This window comes from Methylococcus mesophilus (genome assembly GCF_026247885.1).
GTDB lineage: Bacteria > Pseudomonadota > Gammaproteobacteria > Methylococcales > Methylococcaceae > Methylococcus > Methylococcus mesophilus.
Map to the genome: position 1 here is coordinate 2,827,890 of NZ_CP110921.1, position 25,711 is coordinate 2,853,600.

The window sequence follows — 25,711 nt, forward strand, 5'->3', positions numbered from 1 at the left end:
GGCTCAGGCAAAGTCGAAAGCTTCCAGTGTCACGCAGATATCCACACCGCATGCCGGCGTGATCGCCGCTGCCGGCAAGGGTTCTCCGCAGCGCCAGCGCTGAACCGCGCTGAATTTGCCGAAGCCGGTCGCGAGAAATATCACCTCGCGGCTCCGGCTCAATCGGCTGGCGCTGAGGCTGACGCGCTCGGCGCTGGCGCCCGGTGCATCCGTCACCGCTAGAACGTCGGGACTGTCCGGATCGGCACCCCAATCGCGGCCCGGAAACAGGGCGGCGGTGTGACCGTCCGTACCCAGGCCGAGCAGAACGAGATCGAATTCTTCGACGCCGGCGACCACTTCCGCATACAGCTCGGCTCCGCGTTGATGCCCCAGCTCCCCGGGAATGGGGTGGACCTGAGCGGCCGGAATCGGGCTGTCGTCGAGCCAGACGCTTCGGGCGACGGCGGAGTTCCGCCCCGGATCGTCCGCCGGCAGGCAGAACTCATCGCCCCAGTAGACCTGCCATTTGCTCCACTCGGCTTCCGCCCGCGCCGCCGCCAGTCTCCGATAGATAGGTTCCGGGGTCTTGCCGCCCGCCAGCACGATGCAAAATGTGCCACGGACCGCTATGGCCTCCCAAGCCATTCGCAAAATCCCCCGCACCACCCGAATTTCGAAGTCCTCCGCCGTGGGGTAGACATGCCAGCGCTTCTGTTGTCTCGGATACATCGGGCTTGCCCTCATAGCTGGTTGCGCCAGGCTTGTTCGACTTTGTCGAACAGCCGGTCCGCTTCCGGCGGCCCCCACGAACCCGCCGGATAGGTGTGGATGAAATCGCGCTGCCGCGTCCAATGCCTGAGAATGGGATCGACCACCCGCCAGGCCCATTCCACTTCATCGAAGCGGAGAAACAGCGAACGGTCGCCTTCCATGACATCGAGCAGCAGCGTCTCATAGGCCTCAAGCGTCTTCTCGCGGCCGCGGCGGTACGAGGCGTCGAGGCGGATGACCCGGGTATCCATGCCGAGGCCGGGCTGCTTGGAGTGCAGCTCGATATGCATGCTCTCCGAGGGTTGCAGGGAAAGCAAGACCCAATTGGGCTCGATGAATTCCAGCGGCGTTTCCCTGAACAACTGCTGGGGCGGATGGCGGAAGCGGATCGCGATGAGCGAGAGCTGCTGCGCAAGGCGCTTGCCGGTGCGCAGATAGAACGGCACCCCGCGCCAGCGCCAGTTGTCGACATAGAACTTGGCGGTGACGAAGGTCTCCGCGATGGAGCGAGGCGCCACACCGGGCTCCTCCTGATAGCCGGGTACGGCGACGCCGTCGATCGAACCGGCGCCGTACTGCGCCCGGAAGGCATGGGCGTGAATCGATTGTTCGGCGATGGGACGGATCGACCGCAGCACCTTCACCTTTTCGTCGCGCAGGGCATCGGCCTCCAGCGCCGGCGGCGGCTCCATCGCCACCAGTGTGAGCAACTGGAGCAAATGGTTCTGCAGCATATCCCGCAGTGCACCGGCTTTGTCGTAGTAATCGGCGCGGGTCGCAACGCCGGCCTGTTCCGCCACGGAAATCTGCACGTGGTCGATGTAATTGCGGTTCCACAGCGGCTCGATGAGCGTGTTGGCGAATCGGAACACCAGGAGATTCTGGACCGTTTCCTTGCCCAGATAATGATCGATCCGGTAGATCTGCTCCTCGTCGAAGGAGCCGTGCAGCAACCGGTTCAACTGCCGGGCGCTGTCGACGTCCTCTCCGAACGGCTTTTCCACCACGATCCGGTGCAGGCCGCGCGGCCGGTTCAAACCGGTTCGATCGAGCTGTTGAATGACCGCGCCGAAGTCCGAGGGCTTGATGGAAAGATAGAATACGGTGTCGGCGCAGCTTTGATCGGCGCAGAGTTTGTCGCTCAAGGTTTGGTAGAGGGCCGGATCGTGCAGATCTCCCGCAATATAGGTGAAACGCGCCGCGAAACGTCGGTAGACGCGTGCGTTGAACTGGTCGCCCGTCCGTCTCCGGATGCTGTCCTCCAGATGCCGAAGCCAATCCGCCTCGCTCCAGGGCCTCCGGCCCAGGGCGATGATCGACATTCCAACCGGCAAACGCCCGCCCGCCTCCAGATGGTAAAGCGCGGGGAGCAGCTTGAATGCGGACAGATCGCCCGTGGCTCCGAAGATGACGAAATGGCACGGAAGTGCCTGAGGCGGTTGCGGCAGGGTCATGGAACCTCCTTCCCTTGAACCTCAGAAGATGGGGCAGAGCCCGAAAGGCATGCAATCGCATGGATCGACAGGCGTCCGCCGGCTTTGGGCTTGCCTCCTGGAAGCCGAACTTCAGCCCGCCACCCGCGGAGGACTCGGCCCACTGCCATCGATTCCCAGCGGACGCCGCCTGCGTAGGCATCCAGAATCAAAAGTCGGCAAGCGCCGCTGGGGCCGAGTTGAATTATGGAACCACGAAATCGCAGTGCGGCTCAAGCGAAGGTGGAACGGGTGAGCTCAGTCCAGGGCTTCGACTTCGACACGCCCCAGACCGCTCAGCCGCAGCGCCTTTGCCGCGCCATGCGAGAGGTCGATCAAGCGCCCGCCGACGAAAGGTCCGCGATCGTTCACGACGAGAACAATCGAGCGCCGGTTGCTGAGATTGGTGACCCTGACTCGCGTGGGCAAGGGGAGGGTGCGGTGCGCAGCGCTCAAGCCCTGGGGATTGAAGCGGGTTCCCATCGCAGTGCGATGGCCGGACTCCTCTCCATACCATGACGCCGTACCCCGCTCCCGGTATCCCCTGGCGCTGGTCAAAGGGTAATAGATCCGGCCCTTCACACGATAGGCCCGATTGTAGGCGGCGCCATGGCGGGGAGTGGAATGAGATGGCGCTTCGAGGTGAGCCACGGATTTGCCGTGATCGATATGGTTTGCACAACCCGAGAGCAGGATCACCGCCGCGAGGCCAGAACGGACGCTGCGCAGCAATGCCCGCCCAAGCGGGTGTCGGAGAGCGCGGTAATTTCCCTTGACGGCCATTGCTATCGATTCGAAACCGAGCATTGATAAGAGTGGAATCGGCGTTTCGGTGCCGATTTCAGAGATGCCAAGCAAGAATCGTGACTAGATTCTTCCTTCTTATCACGCTGATTTTTCTTGTATTCGAAAACAGGCCCGAAAGGCGTCGTCGTGCCAGGACGACAGCGATTCCATGGCCTGGAAACCAAAATTGCTGAACGGGCTGTAATTAAACGTGGTTAAGCGGCACCCGTGCCGTCGCCAAACAACATCACCGGCGTTGCCGGGGACAGGTGAGAGGCTGGGCGAAAGAGAGGATTGAGCGGAGGAGGTAGGGCTGCTGCAGGGAAGTGTCGTCGACGGGCCGTACATGCGGATGGGTAGGCAGTCCCACCCGCACGTATGTCCGGTAGTTGCCGTTATCGCTTCAACAGCGAGTTGTATAGCGCACCATCGTCAACACAGCTTTCCTTCTTTTTCAAAGGTACGCATACCTTGACGGTACCTTCGCAGACGTTTTGCTGTGCATCGGTCGCACTGAACCCGATGGTATAGACCCGCCCATTCCCGTTTTTCTTCTTACCGGCCCGTTCGGCGCGCAGCCTCAGTTTGTCGCCGGTCGCCTTATGCACGATGACGGCATCGGGACTGCTGTCGGAACTGTTGATCCGGCGGACCGGTTCGTCCTGCATGACCGAAAGAATCTTGACCGTCATGTCGTTCGCCGCCGCAGATCCGGCTTCGCCTGCCAGCGACTGGGTACTTTCCCCGAGTTCCTTGAGAATTATCCGCCGCATCTTATGATCCGGCGCCCAGAGTCGAGCGGGGTCGACCACCGCGCGATCACAGACGGGATTCGGTGTCGGGGACGGCGTAGGTGTGGGTGCCGGCGTGGGGCTTGGGCTGGACGTCGGCCCGGGTGTCGGGTTCGGAGACGACGTAGGTGACGGGGTTGGAGACGACGTAGGCGTCGGGTTCGGAGACGACGTAGGTGTCGGGTTCGGAGACGACGTAGGTGTCGGGTTCGGAGAGGAACCGGCGCTCAAGACCTTGACGTTCATTGACGCATTCGCCGTCAAGAAGCCGTCGCTCACGGTTAGCTGGAATACCAGAGTATCGTTCTCGGCCGTCGTTGCCGGAGCCACGAAACTCGGCGCCGCCGTGTTGGCGTCATTCAAGCCTACCGCGGGTCCGCCGGTTTGAGCCCAGGCATAAGTCAAAGGATCGCCGTCCGGGTCGCTGCTGCCATTGCCGCTCAGGTTAACCGTGTCTCCGGTATGCACCGTAAGATTGGCGCCTGCGTCCGCCACCGGAGGGTGATTGGTGTTGTCCACCGTTACATTGACGTTCGAGGGTGCTGAAGCCAATCCCTTGTCGTCGGTCACCGTGAGAGAAAATGCGCAGGTGTGCAGCGTCTGGCCGACCAGTGGGGCTGTGAAGCTCGGCGAGGGGCTCGCATTGTTGTCCAGGGCTACCGCATTGCACGGCTCGCCCGTCGAAACGTTGCTCCAGGCATAGCTAAGCGCGCTTCCTTCCGGATCATAACTCCCGGAACCGTCGAGATGTACGCTCGCCCCTTCCCTCACCGTCTGGGTCTCGCCGGCATCAGAGATCGGGGGCTGATTGGCGGCATTGTCGGATACCACGGTGACATCGATAAGCTCTTCGTCACTGAACAAGCCGTCGCTGACGTTCAGTTTGAAGCTGAGTACACGGCTTTTTTGGCCGGCATCCAATACGGGCGTGGTGAAGCTTGCTTTAGCGGTTTTGGCATCCTTCAGGCTGACGCCCGGACCTGCGACCTGCGACCATGAGTAAATCGGGCAGGGTGCGGGAGCACCTTGGCGGGAACATGCGGGCGCGCTGCTGTGGGACCCGTCCAGCGTCACTTTTATGTTCTCTGCCACGTTGCCGAGGGGACCCTCGACGACTGCCGCCGGGAGATTCGGCGTAAGCAGCAGGGCTCGTCGGTTCGCGCCCGTCTTGGCCGTGAGCGCGATCTGGCCGGCATTGTTGATAGCGATGCCTTGAATCTCGGTGCCCGATGCGATGTTCGCCTCTGCCGGCATCAGGCCGTACAGGTCGTACATCTTGCCGTCGCTGTAGAGAAAACCGTGCTGCTGGCCGCCGGCCACTGCGGACACGCCGACGATCTTGCCGGCATCGTTGATGCCCATGGCTTGGCTGGTGCTGCCCCCCAGGGTGCCGATATCGGCCATGCCGCCGTTGCTATACAGGAAAGCATGCGGCACGCCGGCCGAAACATCGGAGTATCCTACAACCTGCCCGGAATTGTTGACGGCGGTAGCCCAACTGGGATTTGCATTCGGGTTGCCCAGCGCCCCCAGGTCGACCTTCCCACCGTTGTCGTACAGAAATGCGTGGGTAGCATGCGTTGCCGTCTCTGCATACCCCACGGCCTGGCCCACGTCGTTGATGGCGGTGCCGAAACTGAACTCCCCTCCCAGCGTACCGAGGTCGGAAAAAGCGCCGTTGCTGTATAAAAACGCGTGTCTGTTACCTTCGATCTTCGCCCATCCCACAATCTGGCCGTTGTTGTTGATGGCCGAAGCAACGGCGGCTGTCGCCCCTTCAGGCAAGCCTAGATCGACTATCTTCTTGTTGCCGTAATAGCTGTAATAAAAAGCGACAGGATTCTGGTCGTTACCCGATTGCCCTACGACGGCACCCGCATTGTTGGCGCCCCGCGACTTGCTCTGGCCGCCGGCCAACACGCCGAGATCGATCATGCCGCCATCGGCGAACAGAAAAGCATGAGGAGGTTGCTTGTCGTCCCCGGAAGCGAAATAGCCGACGACTTGGCCGTTATCGTTGACGTCGGTGATATCGACATTCCCGGCCAGCGACGTGATATTGGTGACGCTGTAAGCGGCCGCCATCACACCTGACGGAGAAGTGGCGCCAAGCGCGCCGAAAATCGATATAACCAAAGATTTCAAGTGGAATTTATCGTTAAATGGCTTCATGTCCTCACCCGTTGCCCAAATCATATGTACCACTATTCGATATATGGGATTGCATTTTACCCTCCCCCGCAATCGCTTTTGTGCGCCGCCAGCTCCTGCAGCCCTCGAGGCTTACAAGTCCGCAATCGATAGTCTCTTAAAGTACACCATATTGCTGTTCAATCAACCCGGATGTGTCCACCGGGATAGTTTTGATGCGAAACCGCGCCGGTTCGGACAAAAAGCGGATTTCTACGGCGCGCATTGCCTTCGCGGCAACTCCAGTTGGTCCCCAGCCCGCCAAGAAAGTTCCCTCCCCTGATAGAATACGAGCGTACCTGATCGGCCCCCTCACGCGTACCCCTAAAGCGAATTTCAGGCCAACATCCCCGACTCGATCAATGACACAGGGAATCCTTTACGTCATTTCCGCACCGTCCGGAGCAGGAAAAACCAGTCTGGTCAGCGCGCTTTGCGATGGCGCTCCCGACCTCGCGGTGTCGGTGTCGCACACGACGCGACCGCGGCGGCCGGGTGAGGTGCCCGGCCAGGATTACTGCTTCGTGGAAAAGCCCGAGTTCGAGCAAATGATTGCGGACGAAGCATTTCTGGAATACGCCCGCGTCTTCGACAACTACTACGGTACGGCGAAAGCGACGGTCGAGGAGATGCTGGCAGCCGGACAGGATGCCGTGCTCGAGATCGACTGGCAAGGCGCCCGCCAAGTCCGCGAGCTGATGCCCGCATGCGTCTCCATCTTCATCCTGCCGCCCTCCCGCGAGACGCTGGAACAGCGCTTGCGCAGCCGCCGGCAGGACTCCGAAGCGGTCATTGCCCGCCGGATGGAGGCGGCCATTTCCGAAATGTCGCATTATGCGGAGTACGATTACCTGATCGTCAATGACGACTTCAATCTCGCCCTTAACCAGCTCCGCGCGATCGTCCAAACCCAGCGTCTCGCCGTCCGGCGACAGGCGCCGCGACTGGAATGCCTGATTGCCGGCCTGCTGGGCTGATCATTCTTTGACGGGACGCTTTTCCAGCTTGCGCTGAAGCGTGCGACGATGCATGCCAAGCGCGCGCGCGGCTGCCGAAATGTTCCCATCGTGCTCGACCAGGATCTTCTGCAGATGCTCCCATTCGAGTCGCTTGACCGAAAGCGGCTTTTCCTTGATTTCGACTGACGTATCTCCCTCGTCCTTGTGAAGTGCCGCCAGGATTTCGTCCGTGTCGGCAGGCTTGGTGAGATAGTGGGTAGCCCCCAGCTTGATGGCTTCGACCGCCGTCGCGATGCTGGCAAATCCCGTCAGCACGACGATGCGGGTGTTGGAATCCAGTTCGTGCAACCGCTTTACCAGGGTCAGGCCCGACTCGTGCCCGATCCGTAGATCGATGACTGCGTATTCCGGCTCGATCCGCGCGGCCAGATCGAGGCCGGTTTCCACATCGTTGGCAGCGTGAACGGTGTAGTTCCGCCGGGCCAAAGCCTGCCGCAGTACCTCGCAATAGGTGGGATCGTCATCCACCAGCAGCAGATGGGGGCTCTCGTTTTTTTCTTCGTGCGTACTCATGTCGGTGATGGCAACAAGGGTAGAACAATGCGGGTTCGGGTGCCGCCCTGCATGCGAGCAGACATGCTGATGACGCCGCCGATGCGTTCGATAGTGGAGAAGGCCAGGAACAGTCCGACCCCCAGGCCGTGATCCTTGGTAGTCACAGGGGACTTGCCGAGCTGCTGACTGAGTTCGGGCGTTACGCCCGGCCCATGGTCGATGACGTCCAGCGTCACCCGTTCCGCGGTCCAGCGCGCCTCGACTTGTATGCCTTCCGGAGATACGTCCGCGGCGTTGTTGATGATGTTGACCAGCGCATGGGTCAGGCTGCGCTCGGCGATGATCGAGGGAATCGGCCGGGTGCCGTTGCGGTAGTAGCCGAGCGGCGTCGGCAGGCTTTGCTGCTTCCAGTCTTCGACGACGGCATCGAGGTAGTCCGGCAGCGGCATGACATGGCCGCTCTCCGCCCGCCCCTCGCCCGCGGAGGCCGACATCACGGCGAGAGCGTTCTTGCAGCGCTTGACCTGCTCGCGGAGTATCTGCATCTTTCCTTGGAGATCGTCGCGCTGCTCGGCTTCGAACTCCTGCTCCAGTTCGCTGATCAGGATGGCCATGGTACCCAAGGGAGTACCCATTTCGTGGGCTGCGCCTGCGGCGAGCGTTCCCAGCGCGATGACGCGCTCGTTTCTCAAACTCTGTTCGCGGACCTCGGCGAGCTTGCGCTCCCGCTCCCGCAGATTTTCCGCCATTTCCGCGACGAAATACGCCACCAACGCCGCGCTGAAGACGAACCCAAACCACATGCCGAACGCATGGAGCTGCACGTGGTGCTCCTCGATGACCGCGTGCAGATGGGCGTGCTGAGGGTCGATCATGAACGCATGAGCCGGGACGGGGGGCGTCAACGTTTCTGGATTGAGCGCCGGAAGCGGCTGGTAGTAGCCGATCAGAATCGTGTAGCAGCCGGAAGCCAGAATGACGAGATGCCAGGTGAACGCGCGCGACAGCACCGTCGCCGCGATGATGAGGGGAAGCAGGAAAAACCAAGCGATGGGGTTGTTGGCGCCGCCGGTAAAATAAAGGATCAGGGCGATGGCGAAGACATCGACCATGAGCTGTACGAACAGATCGATCTGCGTAGTCGGCTCGATATCGGACAGCTTGAGCCAGGTCCACCAGTTGAATACCGACTGGATCGTCACGATTCCCCAAAGCGGCGCCTGGCGCAAGGGGATTTCGAGACCGTAGACGCTGAACAGGATCATGAAAGCCTGAGCGCCGATCATCAGATTGCGGAGAACGAACAACCATTGAAGATTCTTGCGGTTGGTGTTGTCCGAATCCAATGGGATAGGGATGTTCATGGAGTCGGTCATACGCTTATCTTACTGTTGGGGACGGCGAGGAGGACGTCTGCGGCAATTTGCCACATCGGCCGGACTTTGCGGGCAACCAGTATTCTGCGTGAGGAAGCGATGGAAAAACTGATACGGAGACGGACTTCAACCTGAAGCTCAACAAGAGGGACTTGACAAAATGTGCGACATCCTGCCACGCGACAATTTGTCACATTCACGTCACAGGTGTCGCTTGATAAGCTATAGCCGTCATCGAGACTACCTCCCTCGAGTTGACGCGCCGCACGGTAGTGCGAGCGACTCCTCCTCTTTCGACGCAGGGCTGATCCCCCTGCGTTTTGTTTACTTCCCCTATCCCGCCTGATTCGTCAGCTGCCCCCGGTCCGCATCCCGTCGCACCGCGGCCGACGCCCTTTTGCGTCCGCCTGACGCTGCAAGTCGAGCGCCTGGGGTATCCGCTTCGCCAGGTCCTGCATGCGGGTGGCGTGCGAAGGATGGGTCGATAGAAATTCGACCGGTTGGCTGCCTCCCGAGCTTTCCATGTTGTTCCACAGTTCGACGCTTTGGCGTGGATCGAAACCGGCGCGCGCCATGAGATCCAGGCCGAGCAGGTCCGCCTCGCTTTCCTGGGTGCGGCTATAGGGCATCAGGATGCCATACTGCGCGCCGATCCCCAGCAGTCCCATGAGCGTCTTGCCCGACGCGGACGTCGGATCGGCTACGGCTTGCATGGCATTCAGCCCCTGTTGGACGGCGACCTGCTGGGACAGCCGCTCATTGGCGTGGCGGGAAAGCACATGGGCGACCTCATGGGCCAGCACCGTCGCCAGTTGATCCTGGTTCCGGGCAATGCGGAGCATTCCGGTATGCACCCCGATCTTACCTCCGGGCAGGGCGAAGGCATTGGGGCTGTCCCGCCTGAACAGCGTAACTTCCCAGCTTCCGCCGACTTCGCGCGTCACCGCGTCGGCGACACAGCGCACATAATCGTTGGCCTGCCGGTCCGGCTCGACCGGCACGTCACGCTTCACCGCGGCGAACGATTGATCGCCCAGCATTTCCATTTGGCTGTCCGGCAACAGCATGAGCTGGCTGCGTCCCAAGGGGGACGTGGCGCAGGCGCTCATGGCAATGCCCAGGAGCAGTACGGCTGCTTTCTTCATGAGTTAAGGATCGAGGCGAAACAAAGTGGCGGGATCATATCGGATCGGCTTGCCGCTCTTCAATCCGAAAAGGCGGGCACTCGACCCCCGTGCCCTGCAGCCCGCAGTAGCCGTCCGGATTCTTCGCCAGATATTGCTGGTGATGGCTTTCGGCATAATAGAATGCAGGGGCCATTCGAATTTCCGTCGTAATGGCGCCGCGGCCGGCTCGTTCAAGCGCCCGCTGATAGGCCTCCCGTGAAGCCAGAGCCAACCGGAGTTGCTCCGGCGTGGAGGCGAAAATCACAGAGCGATACTGTGTCCCCAGATCATTGCCCTGACGCATACCCTGCGTCGGATCGTGCGAGGTCCAGAACACCTGCAACAGGGCGTCGAACCCGACCGCATCGGGCTCGAATACGACGAATACGACCTCGGCGTGTCCCGTCCTGCCGGTACACACCTCCTTGTAGGTGGGGTTGGGCGTCAATCCTCCGGCGTACCCCACCGCCGTCGAGTAGACCCCAGGCAAGGTCCAGAACCGCCGCTCCGCTCCCCAGAAGCATCCCATCCCGAAGAATGCCCAGGCCGAGCCCGGCGGAAAAGGCGGCCTGATCCGCCGGCCATGGACGAAGTGTGTCTCGGTCACTTGCATGGGCGTGGAGCGACCCGGCAGGGCATCGTGAGGATCGGGCAATGCCGACTCGGCTGACTTGAACCACATAGCGAACTCCCGCGTTGAATAAGAGGGAAATGAAAACCCTATAATGCCGGCCTTTCCATCGGAAAAATGCGGGCATCATGAAAAATTCCGACAGCTTTCAGCGCTTCCTGTTCGAAGACATGGGCATCCGCGGCGAATTGGTCCGCCTCGATGCGAGCTGGCAGGCCGTACTTCAGCGGCACACCTATCCTCCGAACGTGAGCCGTCAGTTGGGCCAGGCACTCGCCGCCGTGACGCTGCTGTCCGGAACCATCAAGTTCAAAGGGGCATTGATCCTCCAGATCCAGAGCCGGGGTCCCTTGCACACGCTGGTGGTCCAGGCCACCCATCGCCAGACCATACGCGGCCTTGCCCACTGGCGCGATCCGGTGCCAGCAGGAGCCATGAGCGAAGTCTTCGGGGATGGCCGACTGGTTCTCACCATTCAGAACGAAGGTGCGGACCCTTATCAGGGCGTCGTGGCACTCGAAGGCCAGAACCTGGCTTCTGCGCTGGAAAGCTATTTCTCCAATTCCGAACAGTTGGCAACCCGGCTCTGGCTGTTCGCGGACGGACAGCGTGCCGCCGGACTGTTTCTGCAGGCCCTTCCGGCCCAGGCGCACGCCGAGGACGACTGGACACGGCTGATCACCCTGGCCGACACGATTACGGAGCAGGAAATGCTCAACCTGCCGTTCGAAGACGTGCTTTACCGGCTTTATCACGAGGAAAAGGTGCGCTTGTTCGAGGCCGAACCCGTGGTGTTCCGCTGCACCTGCTCCCGCCAGCGGATCGAAGCCATGCTGCTCGCCCTCGGTAAGGCGGACGTCGAGGACATACTTGCGGAAAAAGGCCGCGTCGAGGTCGATTGCGATTTCTGCAACAAGCGCTACCAGTTCGACCCCGTCGATATCGGCGCACTGTTCTCGGAAGAAATCAAGAGCACACCTTCCTTTACCAAGCATTGAACGGCACTGCCTCCGGCGGATGAGTGAAATAGCTCGAGCAAGAGGCATATCACGCAATCGTCCTTCCCCGATGAAAGCCGTCCGAGGCATGGAGGGGAGGCCGCCAACCCGCAACCCATGCGGCATAAGGTCGCAGCGCCAGCCGATTCGGCGAAGACGTGCCGATACTGTCACGGCTGGGCCGGCGCGCATTCTCGATAAACACACCACTCAATAAATTCACCGGCTTGACACAGATCCTGCCGGCGGCGGCGCCATCAGGAGGAAATCCGGGCCGGCCGGCTTTCCCACGCCGAGGCGGGTCATCGGCATCGACGCCAACTGTGCATTGAACGTCTGATCAATGCCATTGGCACCGTTATTGCGGAGCAGTCACGCCATAGGGGGTGTCATTTTGCTCCAGCCTGTGGCCAGCTATCGCGCTCCCGAAAATACCAGGAAACGACATGACAGAAGAAACCACTAAGACCTCGGGATATTTCGATCTGCAATTGAGGTTCGACAGCGCCAACCGAGTGGTGTCCATCAAGGTCAACGATGTTTCCCTCCCCCTGGCTCCCCTCCCGGAAGAGTCCTGCTGCGGAGATTCCGACGACACGATAGCGGCTGGCCTAACCGTTCCGGGCATCTCCAATCCAGCCATCGAAACGGCGCCCGCGGGGCCTTCGCTGGATCCGCTGCTGGGGCTTGGGCTGAACGTCCTCACGGTCATCGGCGCGGTCCTGGCGTTGCAGGGGCTGGTCTACTGGAACTATTTCGCCGACGACCCCCAATTTCTCGACCGCTATGGATGGTGGATGGTCTACCTCGATGTCAGCGTCGTGCCGCTGATTGCGACATTGGGGTATCTCCGCAGCTACATGTACGCCCATGCCTCCCACATGATGGGCATGGTGATAGGCATGACCATCGGGATGCAGGTCGGGACCATGATCGGCGGCGTCGTGGGCGCGACCAACGGCTTCTTCATCGGCGCCATGGTGGGCATGTCGCTCGGCACCCTTTACGGCGTGCTGACGGCTTGGTGTTGCGGCCCGATGGCCGTCATCCACGGTCTCATGGCGGGCGTCATGGGGGGCACGATGGGCGCCATGGTCGTCGTCATGATGATTCCCGACCATGTCCTGATCTTCATGCCCGTCTTCACCACGGCCAATCTGCTGATCCTGATCTGGTTCACCTATCTCTTCTACAAGGAGGGCGTGGCGGCGGGCAAATGCCAGCTTCGCGGACCGCTGACCCTGGCTCAGCTCAGTTCCTTCAGCCTGGTAACGATCGGCCTCCTGTCGGCGCTCATGGTGCTGGGGCCGAAGGGGCCGATGGTCTGGAAAGGGCACAAGCGCGCCACCGTGGGGGCCAACGCCGCCGAAAACCCGCTCCAGCCCAAGGAGATCGCAAAGGACGGTTCGTCCGCCGAGAAGCCTGAACTGGAAATGGCATGTGGAGCCATGATGATGGAAGGAGGCAGCAGTCAGAAATAGCCGGTCCCGCCCCGTTCGAATGCCGCCCTCCCGTAACTTCATGATGCTCAAAGAAGGATGATGCCATGGAAACGAAACGTGTCTTCAAGCTCAACTGCTGTTTTACCGCCGTACTAACGGCCGTCGCGACGATACCCGCCGTCGCAGCAGCCAAGAGCAATAGCACGCAGGCCCGCGTCCACACACTCGAAGATGAAAACGCCGAACTCCGGCGGCAGGTCGAAGAATTACAGGCGAAACTGCGCGATGCCCAGGAAAATACAGCGAAACAGGGCGTTGTTCCGGCGGCGGCCAATCCGTTTGCAGCGAAAGAAGTAGCCAGGACGGCGGCAGCCGGCGGAGCCAAGGACAAGGCTGCCGGTGAAATGGCCTGCGGTGCACAAATGGCGGGCGGTGGCAGCGGCATGAAAATGGAACCGGGATCGCAGTTCTACTTCAACCCCGTGTTCGGCGGCCTGGACATGTTCCACACCCATCCGAAGGGAATGTGGATGGCCAACGTCAAGTGGATGCATTCGCAGGACAACGGCCTCATGGCGGGCACCTCGCCGGTGAATCCGCAGAACGTCTACACCGGGACGAAGAACGGCGTGCCGTCGAAGTACCCTTACATGATGCCTGCTACCGGCCAGACCATGGACATGTTCATGTTCATGCCCATGTACGGCGTGACGGACGACCTGACGCTCATGGCCATGATCAACTACCAGTACATGTCGATGCCCATGGTGATGAACATGGGTATGAGGATGGGGTACATGACCGAGGGCATGGCGCCGATGGATTCGGGCGGACTGGGTGACACTCAGGTCGACGCGATCTACAAGATCGGCCACTGGGGTCAGCACAACCTGACCGGCACGATGGGGTTGAATATTCCAACCGGCAGTACTTCCCAGCAGACCGCCAACATGATGGGCGGAGATAACCAGCCGGCGCAGATCCTTTCGCCCTACGACATGCAGAACGGCCAGGGGACCGTGAACCTCATGCCGGCGCTGACTTACCAATGGCTATCGGACGACGCCCTGTGGAATCTCGGCGGCCAGGCTTCCGGCGTGTACCACATCGGCACCAACAACGGCTACAGCATGGGCGACAGCGTGACGCTGTCCGCCTGGGGACAGCGCGCCTTCGGCGATGCGACCACTTGGCTCCGGGCGAAATACATCAATACGGCCCAGATCTACGGCTCCAATCCCAACATGACCAAGTCGACCTATATGGGTAACGGAGCCTGGCTGATGCCCGATTATAACCCCCAGAATTACGGCGGCGACGTTCTCAACATGCTCGTCGGCGGCAGTTACCAGTATCACGGCTACAGCATCGGCCTCGAAGGCGGCATACCCGTGTACCAGGATCTGAACGGCATCCAGTTGCGCAATAGCTGGTATCTGAACGCCGGCTTTCAAGCCATGTTTTGATGCCGGAACGCATCCCTCCGTTCACGGCGGGTTTCCGGCAGCCGCCCCCACCGGCGCAAGCGCCCGGAAATCGTCTATCGCCGGAAACTCGGTGATATCCGCCGCCGCCCTCTTGCTGTCGGCCTTGCGCACAGCCACGAGATGCCGGGGCCCCGATTGCCGCGCCGAGCGCAACACCGGCAGGCTGTCGTCGACCAGCAGGGTGGCTTCGGGATCGTAGGGCTCGACCTCGTGCAGCCGCCGCCAGAACAGAGGGTCTTCTTTCGGCAGGCCGACGGAATGCGAGCTGATGATGGCGTCGAAGAACACGTTGAGGGCGGTTTTCTCGAGCTTGAGCCCCAGGCTCTTGGGATGGGCATTGGTCACCAGGACCAGCCGTAGCCCCGCCGACCGTACAGCCTCGAGAAACTCGGTCGCATGGGGCAGCACTGCGATCAATCCGGCGATTTCGGCTTTCATCGCCGGAATGTCCAGTCCCAGCGCCTGGCTCCAATAGTCCAGGCAGTACCACTCCAGCCGGCCTTCCATCGCCCTGAATTTTGGCATCAGCTCGGCTTTGGCTTCCGCCAGGCTCAGGCCATTGCGCTCTGCGTAGCGCCGGGGCACGAATTCGAGCCAGAAGTGATTATCGAAATTGAGATCCAGCAGCGTGCCGTCCATGTCGAGAAACACGCTGCGCATGCGTTTCCAGGGAATCATCGGTTACCATGTCCCGCTTGATTTGTCGAAAGCCCAGCCCCGTGAGTAGCCAAGGAAATCAGTCCATGCCCATGATGAAGGAGCCTTCCCGCCTGCTCGAATCCGTGGTCGCGCTGGCCAGGGAGGCCGGCCGGGCCATCCTTGCGATCTACGGCTCGGAGTTCGGCGTGGCGCAGAAATCGGACCAGTCGCCGCTGACGGCGGCGGACTTGGCGTCGCACGAGTTGATTGTAGCCGGACTCGGCCAGCTCAAGCCTAAGTTTCCGGTGCTCTCGGAGGAGTCCGCAGCCACCGCTTTCGAAGATCGGAAGAAGTGGATCTCGTTCTGGCTGGTCGACCCGTTGGATGGCACCAAGGAATTCGTGAAAAGAAACGGGGAGTTCACGGTAAATATCGCCCTGGTGCATGAACACACCCCGGTCCTGGGCGTAGTTCATGCCCCGGCGCTGGGACTGACGTATTTCGCCGCCGAAGGTTGCGGCGCCTTTCGCCAGCACGGCGAGGAGACGCCCCAGCGCATCCGGGCGCGGCCCAGGGCGCCGCTGGTCCCTGTTGTCGTCGGCAGCCGGTCGCACGTGAACGCCGAGATGGAGACTTACCTGAGCCGGCTGGGAGAATGCGAGTTGCGGCCCGTGGGCAGCTCGCTCAAGCTCTGTCTGGTGGCGGAGGGAGCCGCCGATCTGTATCCGCGGATCGGCCTGACTTCCGAATGGGATACGGCGGCGGCGCATTGCGTCGTGACCGAGGCCGGTGGCGCGGTGACCGATCTCAGGGGCGGCCCGCTCGTGTACAACGCGCGGGACGGCCTGTTGAATCCCTACTTCCTGGTCTACGGCGACAAGAGCCGTCCCTGGCTCGACTACGCGCAAGGAATCGAAGGCTAGGCGGCGTTCGCCCGGCGCTCGGGGGCGGAGCCGTAATCGTAGCGGACCTCGTCCCATACGCTGCGGACCCAGGCATGGTCGATATGCCGGTCTCCGCTTTTCAGCCAGCCGACGATGTGGGAAGCCACGTCGGGGTAGACGACCCGGACGGCGTGGCCGTTCTTGAGCCAATGCGTCACCGACGCCCGGTCCAGCTCCGGCATCACCGCACCGAGCTGCGTCTGCTCCAGCCCCAGGGCATTGGAAAGCTGTTCCATTTGCGCTCTCAGGGGCTTAACCAGCAGCTTCTTGCCCATTTGCAAAGCTTCGCTCGCGAGCTCGAAGCCGGCATTGCAGATCACGGAGCCGCAATCGCGCAGATCCTGCTGGAACCCGGCGCGGGACAGTTGCTTGATATGGATGTGCTCGGGCCGGTCCCGGCTTACCGCGGGGCTGTAGACGTGGAATTCGTAGTCGCGCAAGGGCTCCAGCAGCGCCACGATCTCGCGGATGTCCTCGAAAGGGAGGTAGACCAGAATCTTCTGTTCGAGCACGGTCTCCGGTTCCGGCGGCGTTTCGATGATCGGCGGCAGGATCGGCTGGTCGAAATGGTGCCAATGCAGGCCCAGCCCGACGCTGGCCGGGGCGAAATATTTGAGCACGGTACGCGCGAGAATGTCGTCCCCTGTCTTGGGGATGGGATAGCCGAACGCGTACTGATGGCCGATGCCGATGACTTCGCGCTTCTGCATCCTGGCCGCCCACGCCGTAACCGGCTCGAAATCGGTGATGATCAGGTCGTAATGGGAAAGATCCAGCGCCTTGACGTCGCGGACGAAGCGGAGGACGTCATTGTGAACCGAGGTCTTCAGGTAGGATACCCGCCCGGCCTTGGTCGAAAACGTCAGCCCCTTGCGCCACAGGTAGTCGCCGAAAACCTCCATTTCGAACAAATGATCCCAGGGGCGGCCGGTAAACAGATAGGTCACCTCGAACCCGGCCGCCTTGAGCGCGGGCGCCATGACCCGCGCCCGTGTGATGTGTCCGTTGCCCGTGGCCTGGACGCCGTAAAAGATTCTCACGTCAGAAAGACTCCCAAACTGAGGAAAGCGACGGTCGTGCCCATGGCCAGCCCGACGAGCACGTCGGTGGGAAAGTGGACGCCCAGGAAAATGCGTGACAATCCCACCGCGGCGGCCCAGCCGTATAATGCCGGCGACCAGGCGGGATGAGCGTTGGCGACGACCGTCGCCATCAGGAACGCGCCGGAGGTGTGCCCGGAAGGAAAGCTGAACCGGTCGGACGGAATGATGAAGCTGCGGTAATCCCGAATCGCTGCGGCAGGCCGGTCGCGGCGCAGGCCGTTCTTGACGATGAAATACAGCGGCCGCTCGACCGCGAATGCCAGCAGAGCGGATTTCAGCAAAGCCAGATTGAGGTCGTCGCCGCTGGCGAACCAGTACAGGCCGAGCAAAGCATAGAGAAAACCATCTCCGGTGCGCGAAATCCAACGGCTGCACTGCGCGCAGAGCTCAAGGTGCTTGCGGTTCATGAACCAGATGAACATGAATACGTCGCATCGGTGAATCGCGTGGATCAGTTTCATGGCAACGCTCCGGGGAAACGAACGCTTTACCCATGATAGAGGACGAGCATGACAGAAAGCGGTCGCGACGGTGACGATTCGATGAATGCGTCAGCCGATCCGGCGGAGGAGAAGGTGGCGCTGATCACGGGCGCGGCCCGAAGAGTCGGCGCGGCCATTGCCGCGCACCTGCACGATCAGGGTTACCGTGTCATCGTGCATTACCACAGCTCGGAACGGGATGCCTTGATGCTTTGCGAGGAGCTCAATCGCTGCCGAAACGATTCTGCCACGGCCATCGGAGCCAATCTGCTGGAACTCGGAGCCCTGGGCGCGCTGGTCGACGCCGCAGCCGGACGCTGGGGCCGGCTCGACGCCCTGGTCAACAACGCCTCAGCCTTCTATCCGACACCGATGGGATCGGTGACCGGACAGCAGTGGGACGAGTTGCTGGGCAGCAATCTACGCGCACCGTTTTTCCTGGCTCAGCACGCCATGCCCTGGCTGTCGGCCAGCCGCGGCTGCGTGGTGAACCTCGCGGACATCCATGCCGACAGGCCGCTCAAAAACCATCCGGCGTACGCCGTCGCCAAGGCGGGGCTGGTGGCGCTGACGAAGTCGCTCGCCAAAGAACTGGCGCCGGCCATACGCGTGAACGCTGTCGCGCCGGGCGCGATCCTGTGGCCCGAACAGGGCGCCGATACGGAAATGCAGGCCGAAATCCTGAACCGCATCCCGCTGGGAAGGCCAGGTACCCCGCTGGACATCGCAAAGGCCGTTGCCTATTTCCTGGACCAAGCTCCCTATGTCACGGGGCAGGTACTTGCAGTGGATGGAGGACGCAGCCTGTTCGGCTAGGAATGCCACGGCGGGCGAATACGCGCCTGCTGCAGACCGGTCTTCTCGTAACGCTCCCAAATCTCCCGAAAACTCAATCCCAGTACCGGATGGTTCAGATCCGGCGCGATTTCCGCCAGCGGTTCGAGCATGAAGGCATATTCGATCAGTTCCTTGCGCGGAAGCTTCAGTTTGCCTTCGCTGACGACCGCATCGCCGTAAAGCAGCAGGTCGAGGTCCAGGGTCCTGGCGCTGAACTTCTTGGATTCCCGCGTACGCCCATGATCCGCTTCGATCCGGGCCAGTTCGTTTGCGACCTCGGCGAGCGGCAGATCCGTTTCGAACCCGACCACCAGATTGTAGAAGGGGTCGCCTTCGAACCCCACGGCGGCCGTTTCGTAGACGCTGGAAACGCGCAGAGGCCCGAAAGAATCCCCCAGTGCCGCGAGCGCGGACGGAATATGCCGATCCCGGTCGACATTGCTGCCGACGCTGACGAAGACCTCAGGCATCGGCCGGCTTTGCCCCACGCTCGATCAGGACGCCGACATCGCTGGCGCCGCGGATGGCGCCGCGCTTGTTCAGGGTAATGCGCACCCACGGGATCGAGAATTCGTTCAGCAGAATGGCCGCGACCTTCTCAGCCAAGGTTTCCACCAGAAAGAACTGGCTGCCCTCGACGAATTCGATAAGGCGTTTCGACACTGCCTTGTAGTCGAGAGCATGCACGATGTCGTCGGTAGCTGCCGCCCTGCGGATATCGGTCGCCATTTCGAGATCGAACACCACGGTCTGTCTGATTTCCCGTTCCCAGTCGTAGATGCCTATGATCGTCTCGATCTGCAGGCCCCGCAGAAATATAATGTCCATTCCGGCCTCTGTCGGTCACGCGTTCAAGACGGCCATTCGTAACATAGAATTCAAATTCATGACAACTGCGGAGCGTTCATGCTGATCGAATGGCTGCTGATTCCCTTTGCCTATCTGCTCGGCTCGGTTTCGAGCGCCGTCATCGTCAGCCGCGCGCTGGGATTGCCCGATCCGCGCCAGGAAGGCTCGAAAAATCCCGGCGCCACCAACGTGCTGCGCCTGGGAGGCAAACAGGCCGCAATCCTGACCTTGCTGGGTGACGCCTCCAAGGGGCTGATTCCCTTGCTCATCGCCAAAAGCATGGCGGTTTCTCCGCCGTTGATCGCCGCGGTCGGTTTCGCGGCGTTCGTCGGGCATCTCTACCCGGTCTTTTTCCAGTTCAAGGGGGGGAAAGGCGTGGCAACCGCCCTGGGTGTGCTGCTGGGGTTCGCCTGGCCGGTGGGCGTCATGGCGCTTTTGACCTGGCTCGGCGTGGCCGCACTGTTCCGGTTCTCGTCCCTGTCCGCGCTGGCGGCGGCAGTCCTGGCCCCGGTTTACGTCTGGTTCTGGCTGGGCTCCGCCGAGCTGGTGGTCGCGACGATGTTCATGTCGACACTGCTCGTCTATCGCCACAAGGGCAATATCGAACGTCTGCTCAAAGCCGAAGAAACCCGGCTCGGCGCTAAGCGCCGGTGAGCGTATCCATCGGCCAGCGCGCCCTGGCTTCGATCGCGGACGCTTCGAACTGCCCCGCCAGCAGGCGCCGGCAACCGGCGAAGGCGATCATCGCCCCGTTGTCGGTGCAGAATTCCGGCCGCGGGAAGTAAACCCGGCAGCGCTCGCTTTCGGCCATCGCCTGGAGTTTCTTTCGCATGGTCCGGTTGGCGCTCACGCCCCCCGCCACCACCAGGCGCCCCAGCCCCGTTTCCCGCAGTGCCCTGCGGCATTTCAACACCAGCGTATCGACGACCGCTTCCTGAAATGCACAGGCTATGTCCGCCTTGTCCTGCGGCGTGCCCTCCAGGGCGGCAAGCGCGTTCAATGCGTGGGTCTTGAGACCGCTGAAACTGAAATCCAGGCCCGGCCTGTCCGTCATCGGACGGGGAAAGTGGAATCGCCCCGCATCTCCTTCCTCCGCCAGCCGGGCCAAAGCCGGCCCGCCCGGATAGCCCAGCCCCAGCAGCTTAGCGGTTTTGTCGAAAGCTTCTCCAGCCGCATCGTCCAGCGACTCGCCCAGCACCTGGTAGGACCCGACTCCGCGCACATCGACCAGGAGTGTGTGGCCGCCCGAGACGAGCAGGGCGACAAAGGGGAATTCAGGGGGCTCCGGCTCGAGCAGGGGAGCAAGCAGATGGCCTTCCATGTGATGGACCGCGACCGACGGAATGTTCCAGGCCCAGGCGAGGCTGCGCGCCACGGCGGCACCGACGAGGAGCGCCCCGATCAGACCCGGTCCCGCCGTGTAGGCGATCCCGCCGATCGCGGTCCGCTTAAGGCCTTCAGCATCGAGTACTTCCCGGATCAGCGGCAGGAGCTTGCGCAGATGATCGCGTGACGCGATCTCGGGCACCACGCCGCCGTATTCCGCATGCACGTCGACCTGGCTGTAAAGCCGGTGCGCCAGCAGCCCCTTGCTCGAGTCGTAAAGCGCGACGGCGGTTTCGTCGCAGGAAGTTTCGATGCCTAAGACCAACACGGCTCTTTTTGCGTTACCCGGTGGTCCGGGTATAATGCGCCATTTATTCACGAGGCGGCCGGACTCCGGCCATTTTTCCAAGAATCCATTTGAACTGTTGGGATGCTACATGCCGTCAATCAAGATCCGCGAGAACGAACCGTTTGAAATTGCCATCCGCCGCTTCAAGCGCGCCTGCGAAAAAGCCGGCGTCCTGTCGGAAGTGCGCCGCCGCGAATATTACGAAAAGCCCACCGAAGAACGCAAACGTAAGGCGGCAGCGGCCATCAAACGGCATTTGAAAAAGCTCTCGCGCGAACGGTTCGCCCTTCAGAATCTGCGCAAGGGCCGTCCCCAGCAGTAACCCGTCGGCTGGAGCGCGCCCATGGTTGAGCAAAACGCGAGCCTGAAAGAACGCCTGCAGGGCGACATGAAGGCGGCGCTCAAGGCGGGCGAGAAAGATCGCCTGAGCACGATCCGCCTGATCCTCGCCGCGGTCAAGCAAAAGGAAGTTGACGAGCGCATCATGCTCGACGATGCGCAAGTCGTGGTGGTGCTCGACAAAATGGTGAAGCAGCGGCGCGAATCCATCGCCCAGTACGAAGCCGCCGGACGCAACGATCTGGCGGGCATCGAGCAGGCAGAACTTGCGATCATCCAGGAATACCTTCCGCAGGCCCTGAGCGAAGAGGAGGTCGCGGCCATACTGCAGGCGGCCATCCAGGAATCCGGAGCGAAGAGCATCGGGGACATGGGAAAGGTCATGGCCCTGGCCAGACCGCGGCTGCAGGGGCGGACAGACATGTCCGCAGCCAGCGCACGAGTCAAATCACTGTTGACCTGAGTTCGCGCTTCCCGCCGATCGGGCAAGGACAAGCCGGTGGGAACCCACTTTCCCCCAAATGGCCGGCCGACTCCCTCGCGAATTCATTGACGACCTCATAGCGCGCATCGATATCGTCGATCTCATCGACGCGCGCGTTCCCTTGAAGAAGTCGGGCTCCAGCTTCATGGCCCGATGTCCCTTCCATTCCGAAAAGACTCCCAGCTTTTCCGTCAGCCGGGAAAAGCAGTTTTACCATTGCTTCGGGTGCGGCGCGCATGGCAACGCCGTCAGCTTTCTGATGGATTACGAGCACCAGAGCTTCCCGGAAGCCCTGGAAACACTGGCCGCTCTGGCGGGAATCGACCTGCCGAACGTCACATCCACCTCGGGAGCGAATCCGGCAGCGTCGCTCCAGCCGGTCTACGACATCCTGGAACGAGCGGCAGCCTTCTATACCCAGCAGCTCCGCGATCATCCCAGCGCGGAGCAGGCCAAAGCCTACCTGCTCAAACGCGGCTTGACTGGCGAGGTTGCCCGTCGATACCGGATCGGCTACGCCCCGCCTGGCTGGAATAGCCTCCCGACGGACTGGCCCAGAGCGCCTTTGATCCAGAGTGGTCTGGTCATCGAAAAAGACCGCTCCTGCTACGACCGCTTCCGCCAGCGCATCATGTTCCCTATCCGGGACCGGCGCGGCCGCGTCATCGGCTTTGGAGGTCGCACCTTGGGTGATGAAACTCCGAAATACCTGAACTCGCCGGAAACGGAGGCCTTCAAAAAAGGTAAGGAGCTTTACGGTCTGCATGAGCTGCTCGAATCCAATGCCAGGCCCCGGCGCATCCTTGTGGTCGAAGGGTATCTGGATGTCATAGCACTGGCTCAGCACGGAATCAACGACGCTGTCGCGACGCTGGGGACTTCCACATCGACCGACCATGTCCACCAACTGTTCCGCTTCACGAGGGAGATCGTTTTTTGTTTCGACGGCGATACCGCCGGCTATAAGGCAGCCTGGCGCGCCCTCGAAGCCAGTCTTCCGCTCCTGCTGGAGGGGCGGGAAATACGCTTCATGCACCTGCCGGCAGGCGAAGATCCGGATTCTCTGATCCGCAAGGAAGGGCGCGAGGCATTCGAGCGCCGCATCGGCCAAGCCTCCCCGTTCTCGGATTACCTGTTTCGAACCCTGCAAGCGGACCTGGATCTACGCAGCGTCGAAGGGCGCGCAGCGTTGCAGAAGCAGGCCCGCGAACTTCTGGACCGTCTGCCGGTCGGCGTATTCAAGGAGTTGATGGAGCAGCGGCTGAGCGATCTCACCGGATTGGTGAATACAACGTCCGTATCGAAACACCCCGAAAGCCGGGCGCGCAGCTCATCCGGGCAGGCGCGCGCGCCTTCCGCATGGCGCGATCTGGTCACCCTCCTACTGCATCGCCCGCAACTCGCAGAGCTAATCTCGTCGGAAATCCGAGCCCGGCTTACGGAAAACCCTCGCGCCGGCCCGCTCATTGCGCGCATTCTGGAATATACCGATCTGCGAGCCACGCCGACGCCGGGCATGTTGTTCGAATATCTGCGGGAAACGCCGGAAGGCGACGTGGCCCGAAACCTCATGAGACGGGGGGTGCTGACGCCAGAGGAGGGCATGGAAAAGGAATTCGTCGATGCGCTCGATCGAGTGTGTGCGCTGGTTCGCGATGAGCGGTTGAACCAGCTGATCGATAAGTCGAAGCGTGCCCAACTCACTGATAGCGAACGGGAAGAACTGCGAAAATTGACAGGAGGAAAATCTTGAAACTCGACTAATGGCACCCCATCTTCTACAATGAAAAGTTCTTCAGTACCACTCCACCCCTCCAGCGCGAGTTCGTTAATGACGCCAGAACAGCAGCAGCACCAGCTTAAGGAACTTATTGCTAAGGGCAAGATGCAGGGCTACCTCACCTTTTCCGAGGTTAACGATCATCTCCCCAGCGACATCGTCGATCCCGAGCAGATGGAAGACATCATCTGCATGATCAACGACATGGGAATCGAGGTTCACGAAGACGCGCCTGACAACGAAGACTTGATTCAGGACACGGCGGTCGTGGCCGAATCCGACGAGGATGAAGCCGCAGAGGTCGCAGCGGCCCTTGCCTCGTCAGTCGATACCGAACTCGGGCGTACCACCGATCCCGTACGCATGTATATGCGCGAAATGGGAACCGTCGAGCTGCTGACCCGGGAAGGCGAGCTGAGCATCGCCAAGCGCATTGAGGAAGGGATCAATGTCGCCGCCAACGAACTCGTGCGGTTTCCAGCGGCCATGGAACACTTCCTCAAGGCCTTCGAAACTGTCGATAGTGGGGAACTCAGGCTATCCGACCTGATTTCCGATTTCTTCGATCCGGCTGCGGCCGACGCCGTCGCGGTCGAGGACGACGCCGAAGCGGAAATCATCGATGAGGGCGATAGCGGCCCCGATCCCGAACTGGTGAGGGAAAAGCTGGTAGCTTTCCGTAAACTGCACAAGGCAGCCGTTACTGCCCACCACAAGCATGGGTACGGCCACGAAAAGACCCAGAAGTCTTTCGATGCTCTGGCCGCAGCCTTCATGGAGTTCAAGAAAACCCCGCAGTTCTTCAAGGAACTGACCGATACGCTGCGCGACACGGTAGCGAAAATCCGCGAACAGGAACGCGCGCTCATGGACATCTGCGTCACCAAGGGGAAGATGCCTAAGACGGAGTTCATCGCGACGTTCAGCGGCAACGAAACCGATGCGGAGTGGTTGGAACGGGTTTGTGAGCCGACAAAGCCTTATGCTGCAGCGATCAAGGCCCAGGCGGAGGAAATTCGCCGGATCCAGGCCAAACTCGCTCAAATCGAGAAGGACAACCGGCTCGACATCGCGCTCGTCAAGGACATACACCGTCGGGTTTCGGTAGGCGAGAATCAGGCGCGGTTGGCCAAGCGGGAAATGATCGAAGCGAACCTTCGTCTAGTCATCTCCATTGCCAAAAAATACACGAACCGAGGGCTGCAGTTCCTGGATCTGATCCAGGAAGGCAATATCGGCCTGATGAAAGCGGTGGACAAGTTCGAATATCGGCGGGGCTACAAGTTTTCGACTTACGCCACTTGGTGGATCCGACAAGCGATCACGCGGTCGATCGCCGATCAGGCGCGTACGATCCGCATCCCCGTGCACATGATCGAAACGATCAACAAACTCAACCGCATTTCACGGCAAATGCTGCAAGAAATGGGTCGCGAGCCGACGCCGGACGAACTTGCCTCGCGCATGGACATGCCGGAAGACAAGGTTCGCAAGGTTATGAAGATCGCCAAGGAGCCCATTTCCATGGAAACTCCTATCGGCGACGACGACGATTCGCATCTTGGGGACTTCATTGAGGACTCCCGCGTCCTCTCGCCGGTCGAGCATGCGACCGTGGCCAGCCTGCGCGAAACCACCCAGCAGGTGCTCGCCGGTCTGACCGCACGGGAAGCGAAGGTGCTCAGGATGCGTTTCGGCATCGACATGAACACCGATCACACACTGGAAGAGGTCGGAAAGCAGTTTGACGTTACCCGTGAACGTATCCGCCAAATCGAAGCCAAAGCTCTGCGCAAACTGCGCCATCCGTCGCGGTCAGAGCAATTGCGCAGCTTTCTGGACATCGAGTGATGGACATCGAGTCTTGGGCCCTTAGCTCAGTTGGTTAGAGCGAGCGACTCATAATCGCCAGGTCGTAGGTTCAAGTCCTACAGGGCCCACCATTTAACACCGAACACATTGATAGATAAAGG

25 protein-coding genes and 1 tRNA gene are annotated in these 25,711 nt (G+C 61.1%); 12 read left to right on the forward strand and 14 right to left on the reverse strand.

The features are described 5' to 3' along the window. Positions 1 to 3: 3 nt before the first annotated feature. The 4 genes from pgl to OOT43_RS13390 form a co-directional block, all read right to left on the reverse strand. The gene (gene pgl, locus OOT43_RS13375) at positions 4 to 711 is read right to left on the reverse strand and encodes a 6-phosphogluconolactonase (RefSeq protein ID WP_266021077.1); all 708 of its coding nucleotides are present in this window, start codon (positions 709 to 711) and stop codon (positions 4 to 6) included. An 11-nt stretch (positions 712 to 722) separates the two neighbouring features. Further along, positions 723 to 2,207, reverse strand: a complete 1,485-nt coding sequence (gene zwf / locus OOT43_RS13380; protein ID WP_266021078.1) for a glucose-6-phosphate dehydrogenase — start codon at positions 2,205 to 2,207, stop codon at positions 723 to 725. A gap of 276 nt (positions 2,208 to 2,483) precedes the next feature. Continuing rightward, complete coding sequence (locus OOT43_RS13385) at positions 2,484 to 3,008, reverse strand: septal ring lytic transglycosylase RlpA family protein (RefSeq protein ID WP_266021079.1); 525 nt, start codon at positions 3,006 to 3,008, stop codon at positions 2,484 to 2,486. 398 nt (positions 3,009 to 3,406) lie between these two features. Beyond that, complete coding sequence (locus OOT43_RS13390) at positions 3,407 to 5,974, reverse strand: PKD domain-containing protein (RefSeq protein WP_266021080.1); 2,568 nt, start codon at positions 5,972 to 5,974, stop codon at positions 3,407 to 3,409. A 380-nt stretch (positions 5,975 to 6,354) separates the two neighbouring features. Here OOT43_RS13390 and gmk point away from each other — a divergent pair, with 380 nt between their 5' ends. Then, positions 6,355 to 6,969 carry a guanylate kinase gene (gene gmk / locus OOT43_RS13395; protein WP_266021081.1) on the forward strand — a complete coding sequence of 205 codons (615 nt, stop codon included), beginning with the start codon at positions 6,355 to 6,357 and terminating at the stop codon, positions 6,967 to 6,969. Here the strand turns inward: gmk and OOT43_RS13400 are convergent, their stop codons facing one another. From OOT43_RS13400 to msrA, 4 genes are all read right to left on the reverse strand, one after another. Continuing rightward, the gene (locus OOT43_RS13400; protein WP_266021082.1) at positions 6,970 to 7,524 is read right to left on the reverse strand and encodes a response regulator transcription factor; all 555 of its coding nucleotides are present in this window, start codon (positions 7,522 to 7,524) and stop codon (positions 6,970 to 6,972) included. Then, positions 7,521 to 8,870, reverse strand: coding sequence for an ATP-binding protein (locus OOT43_RS13405; RefSeq protein WP_266021083.1), 1,350 nt, complete (start codon positions 8,868 to 8,870; stop codon positions 7,521 to 7,523). The genes OOT43_RS13400 and OOT43_RS13405 overlap by 4 nt, the downstream gene beginning before the upstream one ends. 362 nt (positions 8,871 to 9,232) lie before the next feature. After that, complete coding sequence (locus OOT43_RS13410) at positions 9,233 to 10,027, reverse strand: M48 family metallopeptidase (RefSeq protein WP_266021084.1); 795 nt, start codon at positions 10,025 to 10,027, stop codon at positions 9,233 to 9,235. Between the two features lie 34 nt (positions 10,028 to 10,061). Further along, complete coding sequence (gene msrA, locus OOT43_RS13415; protein WP_266021085.1) at positions 10,062 to 10,730, reverse strand: peptide-methionine (S)-S-oxide reductase MsrA; 669 nt, start codon at positions 10,728 to 10,730, stop codon at positions 10,062 to 10,064. 77 nt (positions 10,731 to 10,807) lie between these two features. On the opposite strand from msrA, the gene hslO reads away from it, so the two are divergent. The 3 genes from hslO (at position 10,808) to OOT43_RS13430 (ending at position 14,585) form a co-directional block, all read left to right on the forward strand. Next, positions 10,808 to 11,677, forward strand: coding sequence for an Hsp33 family molecular chaperone HslO (gene hslO / locus OOT43_RS13420; protein WP_266021086.1), 870 nt, complete (start codon positions 10,808 to 10,810; stop codon positions 11,675 to 11,677). 446 nt (positions 11,678 to 12,123) lie between these two features. Further along, positions 12,124 to 13,158 (forward strand): hypothetical protein, encoded by a 1,035-nt coding sequence (locus tag OOT43_RS13425; protein WP_266021087.1) that lies wholly within the window; start codon positions 12,124 to 12,126, stop codon positions 13,156 to 13,158. A 65-nt stretch (positions 13,159 to 13,223) separates the two neighbouring features. Next, the gene (locus OOT43_RS13430) at positions 13,224 to 14,585 is read left to right on the forward strand and encodes a hypothetical protein (protein ID WP_266021088.1); all 1,362 of its coding nucleotides are present in this window, start codon (positions 13,224 to 13,226) and stop codon (positions 14,583 to 14,585) included. A 21-nt stretch (positions 14,586 to 14,606) separates the two neighbouring features. Here the strand turns inward: OOT43_RS13430 and yrfG are convergent, their stop codons facing one another. After that, positions 14,607 to 15,284 carry a GMP/IMP nucleotidase gene (gene yrfG, locus OOT43_RS13435; protein ID WP_266021089.1) on the reverse strand — a complete coding sequence of 226 codons (678 nt, stop codon included), beginning with the start codon at positions 15,282 to 15,284 and terminating at the stop codon, positions 14,607 to 14,609. Positions 15,285 to 15,349: 65 nt separating this feature from the next. Between yrfG and cysQ the strand changes: the two genes are divergently transcribed. After that, positions 15,350 to 16,168 carry a 3'(2'),5'-bisphosphate nucleotidase CysQ gene (gene cysQ / locus OOT43_RS13440; RefSeq protein ID WP_266021090.1) on the forward strand — a complete coding sequence of 273 codons (819 nt, stop codon included), beginning with the start codon at positions 15,350 to 15,352 and terminating at the stop codon, positions 16,166 to 16,168. On the opposite strand, the gene OOT43_RS13445 is transcribed toward cysQ, so the two are convergent. Both OOT43_RS13445 and OOT43_RS13450 read right to left on the reverse strand, forming a co-directional pair. Continuing rightward, positions 16,165 to 17,229, reverse strand: coding sequence for an MJ1255/VC2487 family glycosyltransferase (locus OOT43_RS13445; protein WP_266021091.1), 1,065 nt, complete (start codon positions 17,227 to 17,229; stop codon positions 16,165 to 16,167). The two genes, cysQ and OOT43_RS13445, sit on opposite strands and share 4 nt — an antisense overlap. Then, on the reverse strand, positions 17,226 to 17,753 hold the full coding sequence (locus tag OOT43_RS13450) for a phosphatase PAP2 family protein (protein ID WP_266021092.1): 528 nt from the start codon (positions 17,751 to 17,753) through the stop codon (positions 17,226 to 17,228). The genes OOT43_RS13445 and OOT43_RS13450 overlap by 4 nt, the downstream gene beginning before the upstream one ends. A gap of 81 nt (positions 17,754 to 17,834) precedes the next feature. Between OOT43_RS13450 and OOT43_RS13455 the strand changes: the two genes are divergently transcribed. Beyond that, positions 17,835 to 18,590 carry a pteridine reductase gene (locus tag OOT43_RS13455; protein ID WP_266024918.1) on the forward strand — a complete coding sequence of 252 codons (756 nt, stop codon included), beginning with the start codon at positions 17,835 to 17,837 and terminating at the stop codon, positions 18,588 to 18,590. Here the strand turns inward: OOT43_RS13455 and folK are convergent. After that, positions 18,587 to 19,081, reverse strand: coding sequence for a 2-amino-4-hydroxy-6-hydroxymethyldihydropteridine diphosphokinase (gene folK / locus OOT43_RS13460; RefSeq protein WP_266021093.1), 495 nt, complete (start codon positions 19,079 to 19,081; stop codon positions 18,587 to 18,589). The two genes, OOT43_RS13455 and folK, sit on opposite strands and share 4 nt — an antisense overlap. Beyond that, positions 19,074 to 19,439, reverse strand: a complete 366-nt coding sequence (gene folB, locus OOT43_RS13465) for a dihydroneopterin aldolase (protein ID WP_266021094.1) — start codon at positions 19,437 to 19,439, stop codon at positions 19,074 to 19,076. The genes folK and folB overlap by 8 nt, the downstream gene beginning before the upstream one ends. Positions 19,440 to 19,517: 78 nt before the next feature. Between folB and plsY the strand changes: the two genes are divergently transcribed. After that, entirely contained in the window at positions 19,518 to 20,114 is a 597-nt protein-coding gene (gene plsY, locus OOT43_RS13470) for a glycerol-3-phosphate 1-O-acyltransferase PlsY (protein WP_266021095.1), read from the forward strand. Here the strand turns inward: plsY and tsaD are convergent. After that, on the reverse strand, positions 20,101 to 21,114 hold the full coding sequence (gene tsaD, locus OOT43_RS13475; protein WP_266021096.1) for a tRNA (adenosine(37)-N6)-threonylcarbamoyltransferase complex transferase subunit TsaD: 1,014 nt from the start codon (positions 21,112 to 21,114) through the stop codon (positions 20,101 to 20,103). The genes plsY and tsaD overlap by 14 nt on opposite strands. A 109-nt stretch (positions 21,115 to 21,223) precedes the next feature. On the opposite strand from tsaD, the gene rpsU reads away from it, so the two are divergent. The 5 genes from rpsU to OOT43_RS13500 all read left to right on the forward strand — a co-directional run bounded on the left by rpsU (position 21,224) and on the right by OOT43_RS13500 (position 25,681). Next, entirely contained in the window at positions 21,224 to 21,457 is a 234-nt protein-coding gene (gene rpsU, locus OOT43_RS13480) for a 30S ribosomal protein S21 (RefSeq protein WP_010962181.1), read from the forward strand. Between the two features lie 21 nt (positions 21,458 to 21,478). Then, the gene (locus OOT43_RS13485) at positions 21,479 to 21,937 is read left to right on the forward strand and encodes a GatB/YqeY domain-containing protein (protein WP_266021097.1); all 459 of its coding nucleotides are present in this window, start codon (positions 21,479 to 21,481) and stop codon (positions 21,935 to 21,937) included. Positions 21,938 to 21,995: 58 nt separating this feature from the next. Next, positions 21,996 to 23,711 carry a DNA primase gene (dnaG, locus tag OOT43_RS13490; RefSeq protein ID WP_266021098.1) on the forward strand — a complete coding sequence of 572 codons (1,716 nt, stop codon included), beginning with the start codon at positions 21,996 to 21,998 and terminating at the stop codon, positions 23,709 to 23,711. Between the two features lie 78 nt (positions 23,712 to 23,789). Further along, positions 23,790 to 25,589, forward strand: a complete 1,800-nt coding sequence (rpoD, locus tag OOT43_RS13495) for an RNA polymerase sigma factor RpoD (protein WP_266021099.1) — start codon at positions 23,790 to 23,792, stop codon at positions 25,587 to 25,589. Between the two features lie 15 nt (positions 25,590 to 25,604). Beyond that, positions 25,605 to 25,681: transfer RNA gene (locus OOT43_RS13500), tRNA-Ile, on the forward strand. The last annotated feature ends 30 nt before the right edge of the window (positions 25,682 to 25,711 follow it).

What these genes read in the sequence shown, in the direction of transcription:
- OOT43_RS13400 (WP_266021082.1), bottom strand. Translation starts at nt 7,524, where the DNA reads ATGAGTACGCACGAAGAAAAAAACGAGAGCCCCCATCTGCTGCTGGTG.
- rpoD (WP_266021099.1), top strand. Translation starts at nt 23,790, where the DNA reads ATGACGCCAGAACAGCAGCAGCACCAGCTTAAGGAACTTATTGCTAAG.
- OOT43_RS13405 (WP_266021083.1), bottom strand. Translation starts at nt 8,870, where the DNA reads ATGAACATCCCTATCCCATTGGATTCGGACAACACCAACCGCAAGAAT.
- OOT43_RS13390 (WP_266021080.1), bottom strand. Translation starts at nt 5,974, where the DNA reads ATGAAGCCATTTAACGATAAATTCCACTTGAAATCTTTGGTTATATCG.
- pgl (WP_266021077.1), bottom strand. Translation starts at nt 711, where the DNA reads ATGTATCCGAGACAACAGAAGCGCTGGCATGTCTACCCCACGGCGGAG.
- hslO (WP_266021086.1), top strand. Translation starts at nt 10,808, where the DNA reads ATGAAAAATTCCGACAGCTTTCAGCGCTTCCTGTTCGAAGACATGGGC.
- OOT43_RS13410 (WP_266021084.1), bottom strand. Translation starts at nt 10,027, where the DNA reads ATGAAGAAAGCAGCCGTACTGCTCCTGGGCATTGCCATGAGCGCCTGC.
- folK (WP_266021093.1), bottom strand. Translation starts at nt 19,081, where the DNA reads ATGCCTGAGGTCTTCGTCAGCGTCGGCAGCAATGTCGACCGGGATCGG.
- yrfG (WP_266021089.1), bottom strand. Translation starts at nt 15,284, where the DNA reads ATGATTCCCTGGAAACGCATGCGCAGCGTGTTTCTCGACATGGACGGC.
- msrA (WP_266021085.1), bottom strand. Translation starts at nt 10,730, where the DNA reads ATGTGGTTCAAGTCAGCCGAGTCGGCATTGCCCGATCCTCACGATGCC.
- OOT43_RS13485 (WP_266021097.1), top strand. Translation starts at nt 21,479, where the DNA reads ATGGTTGAGCAAAACGCGAGCCTGAAAGAACGCCTGCAGGGCGACATG.
- cysQ (WP_266021090.1), top strand. Translation starts at nt 15,350, where the DNA reads ATGCCCATGATGAAGGAGCCTTCCCGCCTGCTCGAATCCGTGGTCGCG.
- OOT43_RS13455 (WP_266024918.1), top strand. Translation starts at nt 17,835, where the DNA reads ATGAATGCGTCAGCCGATCCGGCGGAGGAGAAGGTGGCGCTGATCACG.
- OOT43_RS13450 (WP_266021092.1), bottom strand. Translation starts at nt 17,753, where the DNA reads ATGAAACTGATCCACGCGATTCACCGATGCGACGTATTCATGTTCATC.
- OOT43_RS13425 (WP_266021087.1), top strand. Translation starts at nt 12,124, where the DNA reads ATGACAGAAGAAACCACTAAGACCTCGGGATATTTCGATCTGCAATTG.
- OOT43_RS13430 (WP_266021088.1), top strand. Translation starts at nt 13,224, where the DNA reads ATGGAAACGAAACGTGTCTTCAAGCTCAACTGCTGTTTTACCGCCGTA.
- plsY (WP_266021095.1), top strand. Translation starts at nt 19,518, where the DNA reads ATGCTGATCGAATGGCTGCTGATTCCCTTTGCCTATCTGCTCGGCTCG.
- dnaG (WP_266021098.1), top strand. Translation starts at nt 21,996, where the DNA reads ATGGCCGGCCGACTCCCTCGCGAATTCATTGACGACCTCATAGCGCGC.
- zwf (WP_266021078.1), bottom strand. Translation starts at nt 2,207, where the DNA reads ATGACCCTGCCGCAACCGCCTCAGGCACTTCCGTGCCATTTCGTCATC.
- gmk (WP_266021081.1), top strand. Translation starts at nt 6,355, where the DNA reads ATGACACAGGGAATCCTTTACGTCATTTCCGCACCGTCCGGAGCAGGA.
- folB (WP_266021094.1), bottom strand. Translation starts at nt 19,439, where the DNA reads ATGGACATTATATTTCTGCGGGGCCTGCAGATCGAGACGATCATAGGC.
- rpsU (WP_010962181.1), top strand. Translation starts at nt 21,224, where the DNA reads ATGCCGTCAATCAAGATCCGCGAGAACGAACCGTTTGAAATTGCCATC.
- OOT43_RS13385 (WP_266021079.1), bottom strand. Translation starts at nt 3,008, where the DNA reads ATGGCCGTCAAGGGAAATTACCGCGCTCTCCGACACCCGCTTGGGCGG.